Below are 17,543 nucleotides of genomic sequence, written 5' to 3' on the forward strand. Positions count from 1 at the left end.
TGCGGGCGGCGAGGGGGTGGGGATGGGATTGCGGAGCGTTCCTCAGGCCGTGGCACGGCGACGCCTTCCCCGGGGGGGCGTCGGGTGGGGGAGGGGTTGGGTGGTGTTGTTCGGCCCTGCGGGCGGCGAGGGGGTGGGGATGGGATTGCGGAGCGTCCCTCAGACCGTGGCACGGCGACGCCCTCCCCGGGAGGGTCCGCGCCGGATGGTGGGGGGCGTGGTGTTCGGCCCTGCGGGCGGTGAGAGAGGTGGGATGGGATTGCGGAGCGTCCCTCAGGCCGTGGCACGGCGACGCCATCCCCGGAGGGACCCGCGTCGGGTGGGGAGGAGCTGGGTGTGTTGCCGGCCCTGTGGGAGGCGAGGGGGCGGACGCGGGGCGAGGTGGTGGGGGTGTCCGCGAGGCGGAGCGCGGTTCGGGCGGGGGGGCGGCCTAGGCTGGGGGCGGGTCCGGCCGGGCGGCCGGGGTGGCGGCGAAGGGAGCCCGAGGGATGGTGGCGGAGCGAACGGCCACGGTGCGCTGTGTGCCCGCGGTGCCGTGCTGGGCGGGCCTGACGGTCCGTGACATGGATGCCGCGCAGGGGTTCTACGGGCCTTTGCTGGGTTGGGAGTTCGTTCCGGGGCCGGATCGCTGGGGCCCGTACGTGCGGGCCACCGTCGACGGCGTGGAGGTCGCGGGGCTCAGCCGGCTGGGTACGAACTGGGAGCGCCCGGTCGCCTGGACCACCTACTTCGGCATCGAGAGCGCCGACCGGGCCGCCGACGGCGTCCGTGAACGCGGCGGCACGCTGGCCGTCGGTCCGCTGGCGTTCGACGCGGGGCGGGTGGCGCTGGCCGCCGACCCGTTCGGCGCGACGTTCGGCATCTGGGAGGGCGAGTCCGGCGACGACAAGGTCTGGATGACCGCCCCCGGCGCACCCGCCTGGATCGAGCTGCGCACCGCCGACCCGTTCGCCGCCGCGCTGTTCTACGGCGAGGTGTTCCGCTGGGACGGCCGCGACCCGGCGGAGTTCGAAGTCCGGTACGAGCACGAGCGGGTGGTGCTGCGCTCCGAGGGCCACAGCGTGGCCGCGCTGCGGATGGCCCACGACCTGGCCCCGCACTGGGAGGTGTTCTTCTCGGTCGCGGACACCGACGCCACCGCCCACCACGCCACCGCCCTCGGCGGCCGCGTCCTCGACGGCCCGGCCGACTCCCCGTACGGTCGCGTCGCCCGCCTCGCCGACCCCGAGGGCGGCCGGTTCTCCATCCTGGCCGCAACAAGTTGACGGTTCGTCAGAACCGGGTGGTCGGCGCGGTGGCGTGGGCGAACAGGCGGTGCATGGCGTTCGGCAGGTCGTCGGGGTGGTCGACCGGGTGGTGGAAGTCGAAGCGGGCGTCGAGCAGCGCGGTGGGGTCGGCGCCGAGCAGGCGCAGTCGCAGGCCGCGGCGGTCGAGGGCGATCGGGCGGACGTCGTGGAGCCGGTGCCCGAGTGGGCTTTCGGGGCGGTCCAGGGCGCGGGTGCCGAGCAGTAGGAGCTGGTCGGCGTGGGCGGTGGCCAGGTGCTGGAGCAGCCGGGTCTCCTCGGCGGCGACCGGGTCGGTCTCGGCGGCGGCCAGGTCCGCGGGGTCGAGGCAGCACTCGGCGCCCCACAGGTCGTCCAGCGCGAGGTGGTCGAGTTCCAGGTGCAGGAGCACGCCCTCGTCGGTGGCCGGCGGCCCGGCGGGGGCGCGGGTGAGCAGGCCCTGTGCCTGGAGCCGGCCCCGGATGCGGTGCGGCACGGCGACCGGGGCGACGTCCACGCAGTCGAGTTCGGCGACGAGGGGCGTGCGGGAGAGGACGGCGATCCGGTGCAGCGCGGACTCGCGGCCGACCAGCACGGCCACCGTGCCGTCCGGCCGCAGCGTGCACCGGACCTGCGGGGGCAGGCCGGGGCGGGCGGTGAGGTCGGCGCCGCGGACGTCCAGGACGGCGGAGGAGGCGAACTCCAGCAGGGTGCGGGCGCGTTCGGCGGCGGTGGGGGAGGACGAGCGGCGGGCGGGGTCGGGCAGCACGGAGGGTCCCCTTCTCGGTTAGGTAAGGCTAACCTAAGCAAGGTGGGGGTTCGGTGTCCAGCGGAGTGCGTGGCGGCGGCGCGTCAGGCGTCGATCGCGGCGGCCGGAGCGCCCAGCATTCGCAGCACCAACTGCCCGTAGCGGCGGCCCAGCTCCTCCGGGGACTCGCTGCTGCGCTCGGTGTACCAGCGCGAGACGTCGATGCCCAGCGAGGTGACGGCGCGGGCCGCGGTCCGCTGGTCGGGCACCTGGAAAACGTTTTCCGCCACCCCGCGGGCGATGATCCGCAGCACCGTCTCCTCGATCCGGATGCGCAGCTCGGCGACGGCCGCGAAGTCCTCCTCGGGCAGGGCGTGCAGCTCGTGGTTGACGATCCGTCCGACGGTGTGGCCGCGGGCGTGCCAGGTGGTGAAGGTCTCCGCGAGGGTGCGCATCTGGGCGACCGGGTCGGTGGCGGAGGCCTCGGCCTGCTCCACCAGGTCCAGCGTGGCCCGGTGGCCGGTGCGGGAGATCTCGGCGAGCAGGGCGGCCTTGGAGGGGTAGTGGATGTACAGCGCGGCGGGGCTCATGCCGGCGGCGGTGGCGATGTCCCGGGTGGTGGTGGCGTGGTAGCCGCGGCGGGCGAAGGAGTCCACGGCGGCCAGCAGCAGCCGCCGTGCTGCCTCGGTCCGCTCCCCGGGCCACAGTGCGGCGGTCGCTGGGTCGTTCATGGGGGCAATCCTCGCAGACGGTTCGGGCCGGTCCGGGCGGCGCCGGGCGGGGTGGGCTGTTGACAGTGTCGCCCGCCGCCAAGATGCTAAGCAAGCGCTTAGTCAAGCCGTCGGTGCGTGAACGGCGGCGGCACGAGGCGGCGGAACCATTCCTGGCAGCACATCCGAGAGGTACGGCGATGACAGTGTCGTTCAAGGGCAAGGTGGCGGTGGTCACCGGAGCGAGCCGCGGCATCGGCCTCGGCATCGCGCGCGAACTGGTGCAGCGCGGCGCGAAGGTCTGCATCACCGCCCGCACCCAGCAGACCCTGGACGAGGCGGTGGCCGAACTCGGCGGCCCCGACCACGCGTTGGCGGTGGCCGGCAAGGCCGACGACGCCGCGCACCAGGAGGAGGCCGTCACCCGGGTGCTGGAGACCTTCGGCCGACTCGACCTGCTGGTCAACAACACCGGCGTCAACCCGATCTACGGCCCGATCCTGGACACCGACCCGGTCGCCGCCGCCAAGATCCTCGCCGTCAACGTGCTCGCCCCGCTGGCCTGGACCCGCCGCGCGCACGCCGCCTGGATGGCCGAGCACGGCGGCGCCGTGGTCAACGTCGCCTCCGTCGCGGGCATCCGCGCCTCCAACGGCATCGGCATGTACGGCGTCTCCAAGGCCGCGCTGATCCGCCTCACCATGGAACTCGCCTCCGAACTCGGCCCCGACATCCGGGTCAACGCGGTCGCCCCCGCCGTGGTCAAGACCCGCTTCGCCGAAGCCCTGTTCGAGGGCCGCGAGGAGAAGGTCGCCCGCGCCTACCCGCTCGGCCGCCTCGGCCTGCCCGAGGACGTGGCCGGCGCGGTCGCCTTCCTGCTCTCCGAGGACGCCGGCTGGATCACCGGCCAGACCCTGGTGGTGGACGGCGGCGTCACCCTCGGCGGCGGACTGTGACAGACCGACGACCGGTGTTCGAAGGCAGTGGCGTGGTCGTCACCGGCGCCGGCCGCGGCATCGGCGAGGCCCTCGCCCGCGCGCTGACCGCCGCCGGCGCCCGCGTCGTGGTCAACGACCTCGACGCGGACGCCGCGCACGCCGTCGCCGCCGAACTCGGCGCGCACGCCGTCCCCGGCGACGCCGCGAGCGCCGAGGGCGTCGCCGCCCTGATCGACGCCGCCCGCGCCCACCTCGGCGCCGTCGACCTGTACTGCGCCAACGCGGGCGTCGCCACCACCGGCGGCCCCGACGCGTCGCCCGAGGCCTGGGAGCAGGCCTGGCAGGTCAACGTGCTCAGCCACGTGCGAGCAAGCCGACTGCTGCTCCCCGACTGGCTGGAGCGCGGCCGCGGCCGCTTCCTGTCCACTGTCTCCGCCGCCGGGCTGCTCACCATGCTCGGCTCCGCCCCGTACGCCGTCACCAAGCACGGCGCGCTGGCCTTCGCCGAGTGGCTGTCCGCGACGTACCGGCACCGCGGCGTCCAGGTGCACGCGCTGTGCCCGCAGGGCGTGCGGACCAGGATGCTGGACGGCACCGGCGAGCACGGGCAGGTGCTGCTCGCGCCCACCGCGATCGAACCCGCCGAGGTGGCCGAGGCGGCCCTGCGGGGCATGGCGGCGGGCGAGTTCCTGATCCTGCCGCACCCCGAGGTCGCCCAGTACTACGCGGCCCGCGCCACCACCCCCGACCGCTGGCTGCACGGCATGAACCGGCTCCAGCAGCAGATCGAGGCCCCGGAGGAGAACCGATGAGAGCCTGGCAGATCGCCGAACTCGGCGCCCCGCTCGACGTGATGAAGCCGGTGGAGGACGCCGACCGGCCCGTCCCCGGCGACGGGCAGCTGCTGGTCCGGGTCAGGGCCGCGGCCGTCAACTTCCCGGACGCGCTGATGGCGGCCGGGCTCTACCAGGTCCGCCCGCCGCTGCCGTACACCCCCGGCGTGGAGCTCTGCGGCGAGGTGGCCGAGGGCCCGCGCGCCGGTGAACGCCTCATCGGCACCGCCGCGTTGCCGTCCGGCGCGTTCGCCGAGTACGCGCTGATGGACGCCGCCGGTGCGCTGCCCGCCCCCGACAGCCTGGACGACGCCGAAGCGGCCGCCCTGCTGATCGCCTACCAGACCGCCTGGTTCGCGCTGCACCGCCGGGCCCGCCTCGCGTCCGGCGAGACGCTGCTGGTGCACGCCGCGGCGGGTGGTGTCGGCAGCGCTGCCGTGCAACTCGGCAAGGCCGCCGGGGCGTTCGTCATAGCCGTCGTCGGCGGCGCCGAAAAGGCGGACGCGGCCCGGAAGCTGGGCGCCGACCTGGTGATCGACCGGAAGTCCGAGGACTTCGTCGCCGCCGTCCGCGCCGCCACCGGGGGCCGCGGCGCGGACGTGGTCTTCGACCCGGTGGGCGGCAGCGCCTACACCGGCTCCACCAAGTGCATCGCCTTCGAGGGCCGCATCGTGGTGGTCGGCTTCGCCTCCGGCGAGATCCCCGCCCCACCGCTCGGCCACGCCCTGGTGAAGAACTACTCGGTGCTGGGCCTGCATTGGGGCCTGTACGCGGCCAAGGACCCGCAGGCCGTCCGGGACTGCCACGCGGCGCTGACCGCGCTCGCCGCCGACGGGGTGGTCCGCCCGCTGATCTCCGAGCGCATCCCGCTGGCCGGCGCCGCCGACGCCGTCCACCGGGTCGCCACCGGCGCCAGCACCGGCCGGATCGCCGTCCTGCCGTAACCGCCGGAGAGGGGCGGCCCGTTCGGGCGGGCCGCCCCTCTGCGCGTCCGCTCAGCGGTACTTCTTCAACTCCCGGCGTGCCAGCGAACGCCTGTGGACCTCGTCCGGCCCGTCGGCCAGCCGCAAGGTGCGGTTGCCGGCCCAGAGTTGGGCCAGGGAGGTGTCCTGGCTGACGCCGGCCGCGCCGTGCGCCTGGACGGCCTTGTCGAGGATCCACTCGACGGTGGACGGGACGACGATCTTGATGGCCTGGATCTCGGTGTGCGCGCCCCGGTTGCCGACGGTGTCCATCAGCCAGGCGGTCTTCAGCACCAGCAGCCGGGCCTGCTCGATCCGCACCCGGGCCTCGGCGATCCAGTCCTGCACCACGCCCTGGTCGGCCAGCGGACGACCGAAGGCAATCCGGGAGTTGACGCGGCGGCAGGTCAGCTCCAGGGCCCGCTCGGCGATGCCGATGGCCCGCATGCAGTGGTGGATCCGCCCCGGCCCGAGCCGGGCCTGGGCGATCGCGAAGCCGGCGCCCTCCTCGCCCAGCAGGTTCGCCGCCGGGACCCGGACCTGGTCGAAGACGATCTCGGCGTGCCCGCCGTGGTCGGCGTCCTCGTAGCCGAACACCCGCATGCCACGCAGGACTTGGACGCCAGGCGTGTCGCGCGGCACCAGGATCATCGACTGCTGGCGGTGCACCTCGGCGTCCGGGTCGGTCTTGCCCATCACGATGAGGAGCCGGCAGTCGGGGTTCATCGCCCCGGTGATGTACCACTTGCGGCCGCTGACGACGTACGCGTCGCCGTCCCGCTCGATCCGGGTGGTGATGTTGGTGGCGTCCGAGGAGGCGACGTCCGGCTCGGTCATCGCGAACGCCGAGCGGATCTCCCCGTCGAGCAGCGGGCGCAGCCACTGCTCGCGCTGCTCGGCGGAGCCGAACTGGGCGAGCAGTTCCATGTTGCCGGTGTCGGGGGCCGCGCAGTTGACCGCCGCCGGGGCCAACAGGACGGAGCGGCCGGTGAGTTCGGCCAGCGGCGCGTACTGGAGGTTGGTCAGGCCGGCGCCGTGCTCTCCGGGCAGGAACAGATTCCAGAGGCCCCGGGCCTTCGCTGCGGCCCGCAACTCGCCGATCACCGGCGGAAGGTGCCACGGCTCGCGCTTCGGGTCGTCCAGCTGCGCGGCCAGCACCTCCTCGGCCGGGTAGACGAACTCGTCCATGAAAGCGCCGAGTTCGCCCAGCAGCTGGACCGTCCTGGCGTCGTATCCGAAGTCCATTGCGCTAGCCCTCCAGTGCCGTGTGTCCGTATGCCATTGCTCAGCCCTCCACCGACGTGCGTCCGAACTCCACGAACAGCGGCACCAGTTCGCCGACCCGGTCGAACCCGGCGCCGACCGTTCCGCCTTGGGTCCAGCGGAAGTGGATGCCCTCCAGCACCACCGCGAGCTTGAACGAGGCGAAGCCGACGTACCAGCCCAGGCCGGAGACCTCGCGGCCGGACAACTCGGCGTAGCGGCGCACCAGTTCGTCGGTGCCGGGGAAGCCGGGGGCGAGCGCGGCGCCGGGCAGGACGCCGTCGAAGCGGCGGGCCAGTTCGGTGTACATCACCAGCAGGCCGAGATCGGTGAGCGGGTCGCCGACCGTGGACATCTCCCAGTCCAGCACCGCGGTGATCCGGTCGTCCGCGCCGACCAGCACGTTGTCCAGGCGGTAGTCGCCGTGCACCAGCGCCGGGGCGGGGGAGGCGGGCAGGGTGTCCGCGAGCCGCCGGTGCAGCTCGTCGATCCCCGGCACCTCGCGGCTCCGTGAGGCATCCAACTGCTTTCCCCAACGCCGTAGTTGGCGCTCAAGGAAGCCTTCCGGCCGGCCGAAGTCGGCCAGTCCCACCGCGGCCGGGTCGAGCGCGTGCAGGGCCACCAGGGTGTCCACCAGGCGGACCCCGAGCCCGTGCACCCGCTGCTCGCCGAGCGCGGCCAGCGTCCTGGCGTCCCGGTGCGCGACGCCCTCGACGTACTCCATCAGGTAGAACGGCGCGCCGATCACCGCCTCGTCCTCGACCAGCAGCACCGGCGTCGGCACCGGCACGTCGGTCGGCGCCAGCGCGTCCAGCACCCGGTACTCGCGGGCCATGTCGTGCGCGGTGGCCAGCACGTGCCCGAGCGGGGGGCGGCGCAGCACCCAGCGGGAGGCGCCGTCCTCGACCAGGTAGGTCAGGTTCGACCGGCCGCCCTCGAACCGGCGGGCCGTCAGCGGTCCGGCGGTGGGGGAGGGCAGGGCGGCGTCCAGGTGGGTGCGCAGCCTCTCCAGGTCGAGTCCGGGCGGAGCGGCGGTGGTCATCGGGGGCACCTCGCAGAGGGGATGTGAGCTGACTAAGCGCTTGCTTAGGATTGCTCCGAGGGCCCGAGTTGTCAACGAGCACCGCCCGCCGGGCAAGGGAGGGCCGGGCGGGCGGAAGGGCGGGGAGAGCTCAGCGGGCGACGGCGGCGGCCACCCGCTCCCCGAGCGTCCGGTCCACGTTGCGCCAGTACTGGAAAGCGCGTTCCAGCACCGGCGCGGAGACGCCGTCCTGCAGGTGCCCGGCGATGTTGGCGACCAGCCGGTCCCGGGCCGCGTCGTCCAGCACGTCGCGCACCAGCGTGCCGGCCTGCCCCCAGTCGTCGTCCTCCCGGTGCAGCGGGTACGCCTCGCGGACCATCTTCCCGGCCACGTCCCACCCCAGCGGCGCCCCCCACAGCTCCGGGTCGGCCGCCGGCCCGCCGTACGAGTTCGGCGCGTACGGGCGGCCGGTACGGGCGGCGTCGTACCGCATCGGCCCGTCCTTGCTGTACGAGTGCACCGGCACGTGCGAGCGGTTCGGCGGCAGCTGCGCGTAGTTCGGCCCGATCCGGTACCGGTGGGTGTCCGGGTAGGAGAAGATCCGGCCGAGCAGCATCTTGTCCGGCGAGACGCCGACCCCCGGCACCAGGTTGGACGGCTCGAACGCGGCCTGCTCGATGTGGATGAAGTGGTCCTCCGGGTTGCGGTTCAGGGTGAACCGGCCGACCTCGATCAGCGGGTAGTCGCCGTGCGGCCACACCTTGGTCAGGTCGAACGGGTTGAACCGGTAGTCCCACGCCTCGTCGAACGGCATCACCTGGACGTGCAGCGTCCAGGACGGGGACTCGCCGCGCTCGATCGCCTCGAACAGGTCCCGCCGGTGGAAGTCGCCGTCCGCGCCGGCCAGCCGGTCCGCCTCCGCCTGGGTGAGGAACTCGATGCCCTGGTCGGTCTTGAAGTGGTACTTCACCCAGAACCGCTCCCCGGCCGCGTTCACCCAGCTGTAGGTGTGCGAGGAGAAGCCGTCCATGTGCCGCCAGCTCTTCGGGATGCCCCGGTCGCCCATCAGCCAGGTCACCTGGTGCGCGGACTCGGGGGAGAGCGTCCAGAAGTCCCACTGCATGTCGTGGTCGCGCAGGCCGTTGTCCGGGCGGCGCTTCTGCGAGCGGATGAAGTCCTGGAACTTCATCGGATCGCGGACGAAGAAGATCGGCGTGTTGTTGCCGACCACGTCGTAGTTGCCCTGCTCGGTGTAGAACTTCAGCGCGAAGCCGCGCGGGTCGCGCCAGGTGTCCGGCGAACCCAGCTCGCCCGCCACCGTGGAGAACCGGGCCAGCATGTCGCACCGCTTGCCCGGCTGGAACAGGTCCGCCCTGGTGAACCGGCTGACGTCCTGCGTCACTTCGAAGGTGCCGTACGCGCCGCTGCCCTTCGCGTGCACCACCCGCTCCGGCACCCGCTCCCGGTTGAACTGGGCCATCTTCTCGATCAGGTAGTGGTCGTGCAGCAGGATCGGGCCGATCGGGCCCGCCGTCAGCGAGTCCTCGTCGCTCTCGACCGGGACACCGGCGTTGTTCGTGGTGAACGGGACGTGCTGGGACATCGGGGCAATCCTCCTCGGGCACCCCATCGGGCGCCGTAGCCGTGCGGCGGCGAGGGTCGTCCACCGCGACTTCCCCCACTCGAACACCGGCCCGGGCCACCCACAACCGCAGCCCGCCGGGCGTCACTCCCGCCCGCGCGCCGGAGAGTTGCAGCTCAGCCGTCCTGCGTACCGTCATCGGGCGCGTATCCCGGGTCGCCGGAGCCGGAGCCCGAGCCGGAACCCGATCCCGAGCCGGAGCCCGGATCGGTGCCCGAACCCGACCCCGAACCCGAACCCGAGCCGGCACCGGCACCGGCACCCGAGCCCGAGCCCGAGTCGGTTCCCGGGTCCGTTCCCGAGCTGCGGGGCGGCTGGCCGCCGGCCGGCGCGGTCGCGGCCGGCGGTACGTACGGGACCACCGGCGTGGACGGCACCGCCGGGACGGAGGTCGCCGCCGATCCGGACGGTGCCGCGGTGGCACCGCCCGTCGGCTGGTCCGTCGCCCCGGCGCTCGCCGTCGCCGCGCCCGACGGGACGCCGCCGGCGCTGTGCAGCGTCGAGATGTCCACGCCCACCGGGTCGCCCAGCGAAGTCACCGCGTAGAAGGTGCCGTGCTGGTCGGCCACCGTGTGCCCGGCGGCCTGGCCCGGCCCGCGGTCGCCCGTGAACCGGTACAGCGGGTGGCCCTTGTACAACACCTGCGCCGTCCCGTCCGCGAGCGCCGCCGCGCCCAGCAGCCCGTCGTCCACGCCCGGCCCGGCCAGCGGGAAGCCCGGCGTGGTCACCGGCGGCCAGGACTTCGCGCACTCGTCCAGGCAGCTGGCGTGCACCGAGGTGTCCGCGCCGTACAGGTACAGGGCGCGGCCCTGCGCGTCCACCAGGATCGGGCCGAGGCTGCCGACGCTCGCCAGCGCCACCGTGGCGCCCACCGAGGTGGCGAACGCCGACCCGCCCGACGGACTCGCCTCGGCGGCCGGGGCGGACACCGACGGCGCGGCCCCGGCCGGCGGGCCGCTCGGGGCGGGATCCGCGCTGCAACCCGCGGCCGTCAGGGCGGACAGGGACAGCACTGCGGCGGCGACACGGCAGGTACGGGGCATCACGACTCCCGGGGACCGGAGCGGCGGAGGGGCTGGTCACCATCCATCCCCGCCGCCCGCCGCCCGGCCACTCCAGAGCAGGCCCGGTCCGCACCAGGGGGTACCCCGTTGCCCTGGACGGCCCACCCGGGCGGGTCGGCCCGCCCGTGGGCCGCCCGGCCACCGGGCAGCCGCTCTGCGCGCCGCGCCCGGACGGGCGGACACTGGAGAGGTACGCGACCTCGCCCGAGGGGGCGCCCATGAGCACCCAGCACAGCACCGCACCCGCGATCCGGGTCCAGAAGCTCAGCAAGCGCTTCAAGGACCTCGTCGCTCTCGACGACGTCGATTTCGAGGTGCCACCGGGCAGCGTGTTCGGACTGCTCGGGCCGAACGGGGCGGGCAAGACCACCGCCATCCGCATCCTCACCACCATCATCCAGCCCACCGGGGGGCGGGCCGAAGTGCTCGGCACCGACGTGGTCGCCCACCCCGGCACCGTGCGTCGGATGATCGGACTGGCCGGCCAGTACGCCGCCGTCGACCCGAACCTGACGGCCCGTGAGAACCTCCGCCTGATCGGCCGGCTCACCCAACTGCCCCGCAGCCGAAGGTCCCCGCGCGCCGCCGACCTGCTGGCCCGGTTCGACCTGACCCGGGCCGCCGACCGGCCCGTGCGCACCTTCTCCGGCGGCATGCGCCGCCGGCTCGACGTCGCCGCCGCCCTGGTGCCCGAACCACCCGTGCTGTTCCTCGACGAACCCACCACCGGACTCGACCCGCAGAGCCGCACCGCACTGTGGGAGCTGATCCGGGAACTCGTCGCCGACGGCACCACCGTGCTGCTCACCACCCAGTACCTGGAGGAGGCCGACCGGCTCGCCCACCGGATCGCCGTCCTCGCCGAGGGCCGGGTGGTCGCCGACGACACCCCGCACGCCCTCAAGGCCCGGCTCGGCACCACCGTGCTGGAACTCGGCATGGGCGAGGACCCGCGTGCCGTCCGCGCCGCCGCCCTGCTCGCCGACCGGCTCCGGCGCACCCCCGAACGCGACGGCGCCATGCTGCGCCTGCCCAGCCCGGACGGGTCGCTGCTGCTGATGGACGCCCTGCACGCGCTGGAGTCCGAGCAGCTCACCCCGCGCACCATCGCCGTCCGCGAATCCAGCCTGGACGACGTCTACCTCGCCCTCACCGGCCACCGCACCTCCGGAGGCCCGTCATGACCGCCGTCACCGCCACCGGCTTCGCTCCCGCGCCCGGCCTGTCCGGACGCCTGCTGGCCCCCGTCCGGGACGGCCTGGCCGTCTGCGGGCGCAACCTGATCGCGCTGCGCCGGGTGCCCCGGCTGCTGATCTTCTCCACGGTGCAGCCGATCGTGTTCGTGCTGCTGTTCCGCTACGTGTTCGGCGGGGTGGTCGGCGCGGCCCTGCACGGGGTGAGCTACGTCGACTACCTGATGCCCGGCGTGTTCGTGCAGGTGGTCGTCTTCGGCGCGGTCAACACCGCGATCGGCCTGGCCACCGACCTGCAGACCGGCCTGATGGAACGGTTCCGGTCGCTGCCGATGGCCCGCTCCGCGGTGCTCTCCGGGCGGACCGGCGCCGACCTGGTCCGGAACGTCTTCGTGGTGGCGCTGATCAGCGGCGTCGGCTTCCTGGTGGGCTTCCGGGTGCACAGCAACGCCTGGGCGTTCCTGGCCGGGGCGCTGCTGGTGGTGGCGTTCGGCTTCGCGATGTCCTGGGTGTTCGCCGTGGTCGGACTGGCCGTCGGCGACCCCGAGACCGCGACCGCCGCGGCCTTCCCGGTGCTGGCCCCGCTGGTGTTCGCGTCCTCCGCGTTCGTCCCGACCTCGACCATGCCCGGGTGGCTCCAGGTGTTCGCCAACCACCAGCCCGTGACCATCACCGCCAATGCGGTCCGCGCCCTGATGCTGGGCACACCGGTCGGCGCGCAGGTCTGGCAGGCGCTCGCCTGGGACGTCGGCATCGTGGCGGCGTTCGCGCCGCTCGGCGTCTGGCTCTACCGCAAGGCGGTCTGACCGCCCGACACCGCAAGGCGGTCCGGCCGTCCGGCCGGCCGCCTTGCGGTGTCAGGGCGTGGGCAGGTCAGGACGCGGGCTCGGACGGCTGCTCGGGCGCCTGTTTTGGTGGCTGGCCGGCGGGCTCGGGAGCCTGGCCGACGGGCTCGGGCGGCTGCCCGGCGGGCTCGGGAGCCTGCTCGGGCGGCTGCTCGGGATGCTGCGCCCACACGGTGCGGTCGCCGCCCCGCCAGGCGACCAGCTCGGTGTCGTCCAGGTCCGGGTCGTCCACGCCCGCGCGGCGGATGAACTCCGCCACGTCCTCCACCGAGGTGGCCCGCCCCACGGTCCGCCCGTAGATCTCCACCCGCCGGTACGGCCGCGCCCCACGGGTCGGGGGGCGGACCACCACCGGCGGGTGGAATATGTCTCCGGTCTCGCTCATATCCCCAGTGTCCCGCTCCCCGAGCGGACCGGCATCGGTGCAGGTCAGAGCGGTCGCCGTGGCGGTGTTGGCGGCGGAGCGTGGGCGGCCGGTCGCGGACCGTCCGCCGTCCTGCGCGAGCCGCCCTGCGTCGGTCGTCAGCCGTCGGCTGTCCTGCGCGGGCCGCCGGCCGCCGGCCGTCAGCCGGCGAACAGGCGGCGCAGGACGTCCAGGCCGCCCGGGACCAGTGGGCAGTAGCGGCCGGCGAACAGCTCGGCGGGCCGGACGAAGCCGTACCAGTCGACGTCGCCCGGGTCCGGTGCCGGCGGGCGGTCCGTCAGCAGGCGGCGCACCACCAGCAGGCCGCTCGCCAACTGGCCGGTCGGGTGGAGTCGTTGGCGTGCCGCGCCGGTCAACAGGTCGTAGTGGCCGGGGTGGGTGGGGGCCGACCCGGTGCGCCGGTACAGCAGCACCCGGCCGGACGGGTCGACGTGCACCGTGGCGGTGAGGCGGCGTCGGACGGCCGCGGGGCCGGGCGGGTCGGCGGTGTGGGCATCCATCGGTGCGGGAGTGGAGGGCACAGGCATCCCGTCTGTCGCTGGGCCGGAGCCGCAGTCGGCACCGGGCCGGAGGCGGGAGCCGCGCCTGACGCATCGTCGCCACCCGGATGCGGCACGATTGTTGCACATCGTGGTCGGACGGTGACGTATCGTGTGTGCCATCCGCGTCCCGACGCCGAATCGAGGGCCCGTGAAACCCGCCACCCTCCCCGGCGGCCTCCCGCTGCTGGGCCACCTGCCGGCCATGGTCACCCGCCCGCTCGCCTTCCTCGACACCCTTCCCGCGCACGGCGACCTGGTCCGGGTCCGGGTCGGCCCGCGCGAGCTGTACATGGTCGGCGCACCGGAGTTGATCCGGCAGGTGCTCACCGACCGGGCCGGCTTCGACCGCACCGGCCCGCTCTACGCGAAGATCCGCACCTTCCTCGGCAACGGCCTCGCCTCCTGCCCGCACGCCGACCACCAGCGACTCCGCCGGATCGTCCAACCCGCCTTCCGGCACGCCCTGTTGCCGCGCTACGCGGAGGCGATGACGGCCGAGACCGCTGCCCTCACGGCCCGTTGGCGGGCCGGGCAGACTGTCGACATCACCCGCGAGGCCTTCTCCCTCACCACCGCCGTCGCCGTCCGCACCCTGTTCTCCGCCGGCCTGTCCGACGCCGCCGCCGAGCGGCTGCGCCACGCGCTGGACGTGCTGCTGCGCGGCCTCTACCTGCGGGTCGTGCTGCCCGCCGCCGACCTGCTGCCGACTCCGGCCCGCCGCGAGTACCGTCGGGCGCTGCGGACTTGGCACGACGGGGTGGCGGCGATCATCGCCGACTACCGGGCCCGGGGCGTCGACCACGGCGACGTGCTGTCGCTGCTGCTGGCCGCCCGCGACGAGGCCGGTCGGCCGCTGGCGGAGCGCGAACTCGCCGACCAGGTCGCCACCCTGGTGTTGGCCGGGGCCGAGACGACGTCCTCCGCGCTGGCCTGGTCGCTCCGGCTGGTCGCCGAACACCCCGAAGTGGAGCGGAAGTTGCATGCCGAGGTGGACGCCGGCCCGGCCGGCGCCCCGGCCGGGTGGCAGCACCTCGGCCAACTCCCCTACACCGCGCAGGTGGTGAGCGAGGCGCTGCGGCTCTACCCGCCGGCCTGGGCGATCAGCCGCACCACCACCCGCCCGCTCGAACTCGGCGGCGCCCGGCTGCCCGCCGGCGCGCTGGTGATCTGCTGCCTCTACCTGCTCCAGCGCCGCCCCGAGCTGTTCCCCGACCCCACCCGCTTCGACCCGGACCGGTTCGCCCCCGGGGCCGTCCACCGGGACGCCTACCTGCCGTTCGGCCTCGGCGCGACCCGCTGCCCGGGCGACCGCTTCGGCACCGTCGAGGCCACGCTGGCCCTGGCCACCGTCGCCGGCCGTTGGCGGCTTCGCCCGGCGGCGGACAGTGCGGTGCGGCCGCTGCCCAGGCTGGTGCTCTCGCCGGGCCCGCAGCCGATGGTGCCGGCGGAGCGGGTCAGCGGGCCAGCACGTTGACCCCGGCCCGGAACAACGGCGGTGCCGCTGCTGCCAGTCGGACGATCCGGGGGCCGATCGCGGGGTGCTGCCGGGCCGCCAGGAGTGCCGTGGTGAGCAGCCGGTAGGGGCGGGTGGCGCGACGCCACTCGCGTTCGTACGCGCCGGGCCGGTCGGTGGTCAGGCAGCGGACGGCGGCCTCGGCGGAGGCCAGGGCGATCGCGATGCCCTCGCCGGTGAGGGCGTCCAGGTAGCCGGCGGCGTCGCCGACCAGCAGCACCCGCCCGTGCACCCGCGCGGTCGCGTGCTGCCGCAGCGGCCCGGCGCCCCGGACCTGGCCGGCCTCCGCACCGCCGAGTCGCTCCAACAGGTCGGGAAACTGCGCGAGTTGACGATCGAAGGGCAGCCGCTGCGATCCGAGTACCGCCACCCCGACCGTCCGCTCGGACACCGGCGTGACGTACGCCTCGGCATGCCGGGACCAGTACACCTCCACCAGGTCGCTCCACGGCCGCGCCGCGAAGTGCCGCCGCTGCCCGTACCGGGCCGGGCGGCGGGCGTCGGCTACCGGCCGGTGCAGGCCGAGTGCGCGGCGCACGGGGGAGTGCAGGCCGTCGGCGGCGACCGCGTGCCGGGCCGCCAACTGGCCGACCACCACCGCCTGTTCGGTGAGGACGAGGTCCTCCGCGCGGCCGGCGGCGTGCCGGACGCCCACCTGCTCGGCCCGGGCCGCGAGGGCGGCGTGCAGGGCGGTGCGGCGCACGCCCAGGCCGTGGCCGGCCCGGAAGCGGGCCTCGGCGGCGCGTCGGCCGTCCGCCTCCAGGTAGCGGATGCCGTGGAACGGATGCCCCTCGACGGTGACGCCGAGCCGGGCCAACGCCCGTACCGCGCCGGGCATCAGGCCCTCGCCGCAGGCCTTGTCGACCGGGGTCCGGCGCGGCTCCAGCACCGTGGTGGACAGCCCCGCGCGGGCGGCGTGGATGGCGGCGGCCAACCCGGCCGGGCCGCCGCCGATCACCAGCAGGTCGATCACGCGGCGGCCCGGCACAGCGTCAGCGCCGCCTCCTCGCAGCGCAGCCGGGTCGCCAGCAGCAGGGAGTTGAGCACGAGGAACCCGAGCGCCGTCACCCACGCCGTGTGCACCAGCGGCAGTGCGAAGCCCTCCATCACCACCGCAAGATAGTTCGGGTGCCGGAGCCACCGGTACGGCCCGCCCGTGACCAGCGGCAGGCCCGGCACCACGATCACCCGGGTGTTCCAGCGCGGCCCGAGCACCCCGATGCACCACCAGCGCAGCCCCTGCGCGGCGAGTGCCAGCGCCAGCATCGGCCAACCCAGCGGCGGGACGAACGGCCGCCCCGCCCACTGGACTTCGAGCAGACAGCCCAGCAGCAGCCCGGTGTGCAGGGCCACCATCGGCGGATAGTGCCGCCGCCCGTACTCCACGCCGCCGCGGGCCAGGCTCCAGGCGGCGTTCCGGCGGGCGACCAGCAGCTCGGCCAGCCGCTCCACGGCGACCAGCGCGACCAGGACCAGGTAGGCGATCACCGTCGACTACCAGCGGAGCAGGACGAGTTCGGATGAGAACCCCGGCCCGAGGGCGAGCATCAGCCCGAACGAGCCCGGCGCCGGCGGACCCTGGTCGATCACGTCGCGCAGAATGTGCAGCACCGACGCCGAGGACAGGTTGCCGCACCGCGCCAGCGACTCCCGGCTCGGCGCCAACGCCTCCTCCGGCAGCCCGAGTTCCTCGGCCAGCACGTCCAACAGCCGGGGCCCGCCCGGATGGCACACCCAGCTGCCCACGTCCCCCGGCTTCAGGTCGTGCGCGGCCAGGAACGACTCCACCTCCTCGGCGACGTGCAGCCGTACCAGCTCCGGCAGTTCGGGACCGAGCAGAATGCCGAACCCCGAGTCGCCCACCTGCCAGCCGAGCAATCGCTCCGTCCCCGGATACAGCCGACTCCGGGTCGCCACCACCACCGGCCCGCCCGCTGCCGCTGCTGCCGGATGGTCGTCGCCGACCGCGAGCAGCGCGCCGGCGCCGTCCCCGAACAGGGCGGTGGCGAGCAGGTTCGCCGGCGAGGTGTCCGCCCGTTGCAGCGTCAGCGAACACAGCTCGGTGGCCAGCAGCAGCGCCACCCGGTCGCTCCGACCGTCCGTCAGAATGTCGTGCACCACGGCCAGTCCACCCGCCCCGCCCGCACACCCGAGGCCGAACAGCGGCACCCGGCGCACGTCCTCGCGCAGGCCGAGCCGGGAGGCGATCCGCGCCTCCAGCGAGGGCACCGCGATGCCGGTGACGGTGGTCGAGACCACCACGTCGACCTGCTCGGCGGCCAGCTCGGCCCTGGCCAGCGCCAACTCGGCTGACTGCTGCGCGAGTTCGCACGCCGCCTCCAGCCAGGCGTCGTTCGCCCGGCCGAAGCCGTCGATCTCCTCGTGCCGCTCCAGCGGGTACGCCAGATGCCGGGACGCCACTCCCGCCCCCGCGAAGAACCGCTCCGACAGGGCCTGTTCGTCCCCCGCCCCGCCGCGCAGCGCCGCCAGCCCGGCGGCCAACTCGCCCTGCCGGTACCGATGGGGCGGAAGGACCCCGCACACTGCCGCGATCCGCGTCACCGACCCAGGATAGGGAGCGAA

Annotated in this window: 18 protein-coding genes; 7 read left to right on the forward strand and 11 right to left on the reverse strand. The window is 74.6% G+C overall.

From position 1 onward, the window contains the following. Positions 1-563 precede the first annotated feature (563 nt). Positions 564-1,265, forward strand: a complete 702-nt coding sequence (locus tag ACIQF6_RS25000; protein ID WP_400898650.1) for a VOC family protein — start codon at positions 564-566, stop codon at positions 1,263-1,265. Positions 1,266-1,272: 7 nt separating this feature from the next. On the opposite strand, the gene ACIQF6_RS25005 is transcribed toward ACIQF6_RS25000, so the two are convergent. Then, entirely contained in the window at positions 1,273-2,031 is a 759-nt protein-coding gene (locus tag ACIQF6_RS25005) for a DUF2470 domain-containing protein (RefSeq protein ID WP_400898652.1), read from the reverse strand. 83 nt (positions 2,032-2,114) lie between these two features. After that, complete coding sequence (locus ACIQF6_RS25010) at positions 2,115-2,741, reverse strand: TetR/AcrR family transcriptional regulator (RefSeq protein WP_400898654.1); 627 nt, start codon at positions 2,739-2,741, stop codon at positions 2,115-2,117. A 179-nt stretch (positions 2,742-2,920) separates the two neighbouring features. Here ACIQF6_RS25010 and ACIQF6_RS25015 point away from each other — a divergent pair, with 179 nt between their 5' ends. The 3 genes from ACIQF6_RS25015 to ACIQF6_RS25025 are packed head-to-tail and all read left to right on the forward strand — an operon-like array spanning position 2,921 to position 5,435. Next, complete coding sequence (locus ACIQF6_RS25015; protein ID WP_400898656.1) at positions 2,921-3,676, forward strand: SDR family oxidoreductase; 756 nt, start codon at positions 2,921-2,923, stop codon at positions 3,674-3,676. Between the two features lie 14 nt (positions 3,677-3,690). Next, positions 3,691-4,470 (forward strand): SDR family oxidoreductase, encoded by a 780-nt coding sequence (locus ACIQF6_RS25020; RefSeq protein ID WP_400898658.1) that lies wholly within the window; start codon positions 3,691-3,693, stop codon positions 4,468-4,470. Further along, positions 4,467-5,435 carry an NADPH:quinone oxidoreductase family protein gene (locus ACIQF6_RS25025; protein WP_400898660.1) on the forward strand — a complete coding sequence of 323 codons (969 nt, stop codon included), beginning with the start codon at positions 4,467-4,469 and terminating at the stop codon, positions 5,433-5,435. Before ACIQF6_RS25020 ends, ACIQF6_RS25025 begins: the two co-directional genes overlap by 4 nt. Before the next feature lie 51 nt (positions 5,436-5,486). Here the strand turns inward: ACIQF6_RS25025 and ACIQF6_RS25030 are convergent, their stop codons facing one another. The 4 genes from ACIQF6_RS25030 to ACIQF6_RS25045 form a co-directional block, all read right to left on the reverse strand. After that, positions 5,487-6,698, reverse strand: coding sequence for an acyl-CoA dehydrogenase family protein (locus ACIQF6_RS25030; protein WP_400898662.1), 1,212 nt, complete (start codon positions 6,696-6,698; stop codon positions 5,487-5,489). Positions 6,699-6,738: 40 nt separating this feature from the next. Then, positions 6,739-7,758: a phosphotransferase family protein gene (locus ACIQF6_RS25035; RefSeq protein ID WP_400898664.1), complete on the reverse strand. Its 1,020-nt coding sequence runs from the start codon at positions 7,756-7,758 to the stop codon at positions 6,739-6,741. Positions 7,759-7,888: 130 nt separating this feature from the next. Continuing rightward, positions 7,889-9,340, reverse strand: coding sequence for a catalase (locus ACIQF6_RS25040; protein WP_400898666.1), 1,452 nt, complete (start codon positions 9,338-9,340; stop codon positions 7,889-7,891). A 155-nt stretch (positions 9,341-9,495) separates the two neighbouring features. Further along, positions 9,496-10,422: a hypothetical protein gene (locus ACIQF6_RS25045; RefSeq protein WP_400898668.1), complete on the reverse strand. Its 927-nt coding sequence runs from the start codon at positions 10,420-10,422 to the stop codon at positions 9,496-9,498. Between the two features lie 239 nt (positions 10,423-10,661). Here ACIQF6_RS25045 and ACIQF6_RS25050 point away from each other — a divergent pair, with 239 nt between their 5' ends. After that, on the forward strand, positions 10,662-11,627 hold the full coding sequence (locus ACIQF6_RS25050) for an ATP-binding cassette domain-containing protein (protein WP_400898670.1): 966 nt from the start codon (positions 10,662-10,664) through the stop codon (positions 11,625-11,627). Continuing rightward, on the forward strand, positions 11,624-12,442 hold the full coding sequence (locus ACIQF6_RS25055; RefSeq protein ID WP_400898672.1) for an ABC transporter permease: 819 nt from the start codon (positions 11,624-11,626) through the stop codon (positions 12,440-12,442). The genes ACIQF6_RS25050 and ACIQF6_RS25055 overlap by 4 nt, the downstream gene beginning before the upstream one ends. A 67-nt stretch (positions 12,443-12,509) precedes the next feature. On the opposite strand, the gene ACIQF6_RS25060 is transcribed toward ACIQF6_RS25055, so the two are convergent. Both ACIQF6_RS25060 and ACIQF6_RS25065 read right to left on the reverse strand, forming a co-directional pair. Further along, positions 12,510-12,866, reverse strand: coding sequence for a hypothetical protein (locus ACIQF6_RS25060; protein ID WP_400898674.1), 357 nt, complete (start codon positions 12,864-12,866; stop codon positions 12,510-12,512). Positions 12,867-13,045: 179 nt separating this feature from the next. Beyond that, positions 13,046-13,405 (reverse strand): hypothetical protein, encoded by a 360-nt coding sequence (locus ACIQF6_RS25065; protein WP_400898676.1) that lies wholly within the window; start codon positions 13,403-13,405, stop codon positions 13,046-13,048. 190 nt (positions 13,406-13,595) lie between these two features. Between ACIQF6_RS25065 and ACIQF6_RS25070 the strand changes: the two genes are divergently transcribed. Further along, positions 13,596-14,921, forward strand: a complete 1,326-nt coding sequence (locus ACIQF6_RS25070; RefSeq protein WP_400898678.1) for a cytochrome P450 — start codon at positions 13,596-13,598, stop codon at positions 14,919-14,921. Here the strand turns inward: ACIQF6_RS25070 and ACIQF6_RS25075 are convergent. From ACIQF6_RS25075 to ACIQF6_RS25085, 3 genes are read right to left on the reverse strand one after another with little or no spacing between them, the layout of a single operon-like run. Next, positions 14,902-15,933, reverse strand: coding sequence for an NAD(P)/FAD-dependent oxidoreductase (locus tag ACIQF6_RS25075; protein ID WP_400898865.1), 1,032 nt, complete (start codon positions 15,931-15,933; stop codon positions 14,902-14,904). The two genes, ACIQF6_RS25070 and ACIQF6_RS25075, sit on opposite strands and share 20 nt — an antisense overlap. Then, positions 15,930-16,448: an isoprenylcysteine carboxyl methyltransferase family protein gene (locus ACIQF6_RS25080; RefSeq protein ID WP_400898680.1), complete on the reverse strand. Its 519-nt coding sequence runs from the start codon at positions 16,446-16,448 to the stop codon at positions 15,930-15,932. The genes ACIQF6_RS25075 and ACIQF6_RS25080 overlap by 4 nt, the downstream gene beginning before the upstream one ends. A 6-nt stretch (positions 16,449-16,454) precedes the next feature. Continuing rightward, positions 16,455-17,522: a type III polyketide synthase gene (locus tag ACIQF6_RS25085; protein ID WP_400898682.1), complete on the reverse strand. Its 1,068-nt coding sequence runs from the start codon at positions 17,520-17,522 to the stop codon at positions 16,455-16,457. Positions 17,523-17,543: the final 21 nt, after the last annotated feature.

Origin of the sequence: Kitasatospora sp. NPDC092948 (genome assembly GCF_044754805.1) — a bacterium.
Lineage (GTDB): Bacteria > Actinomycetota > Actinomycetes > Streptomycetales > Streptomycetaceae > Kitasatospora.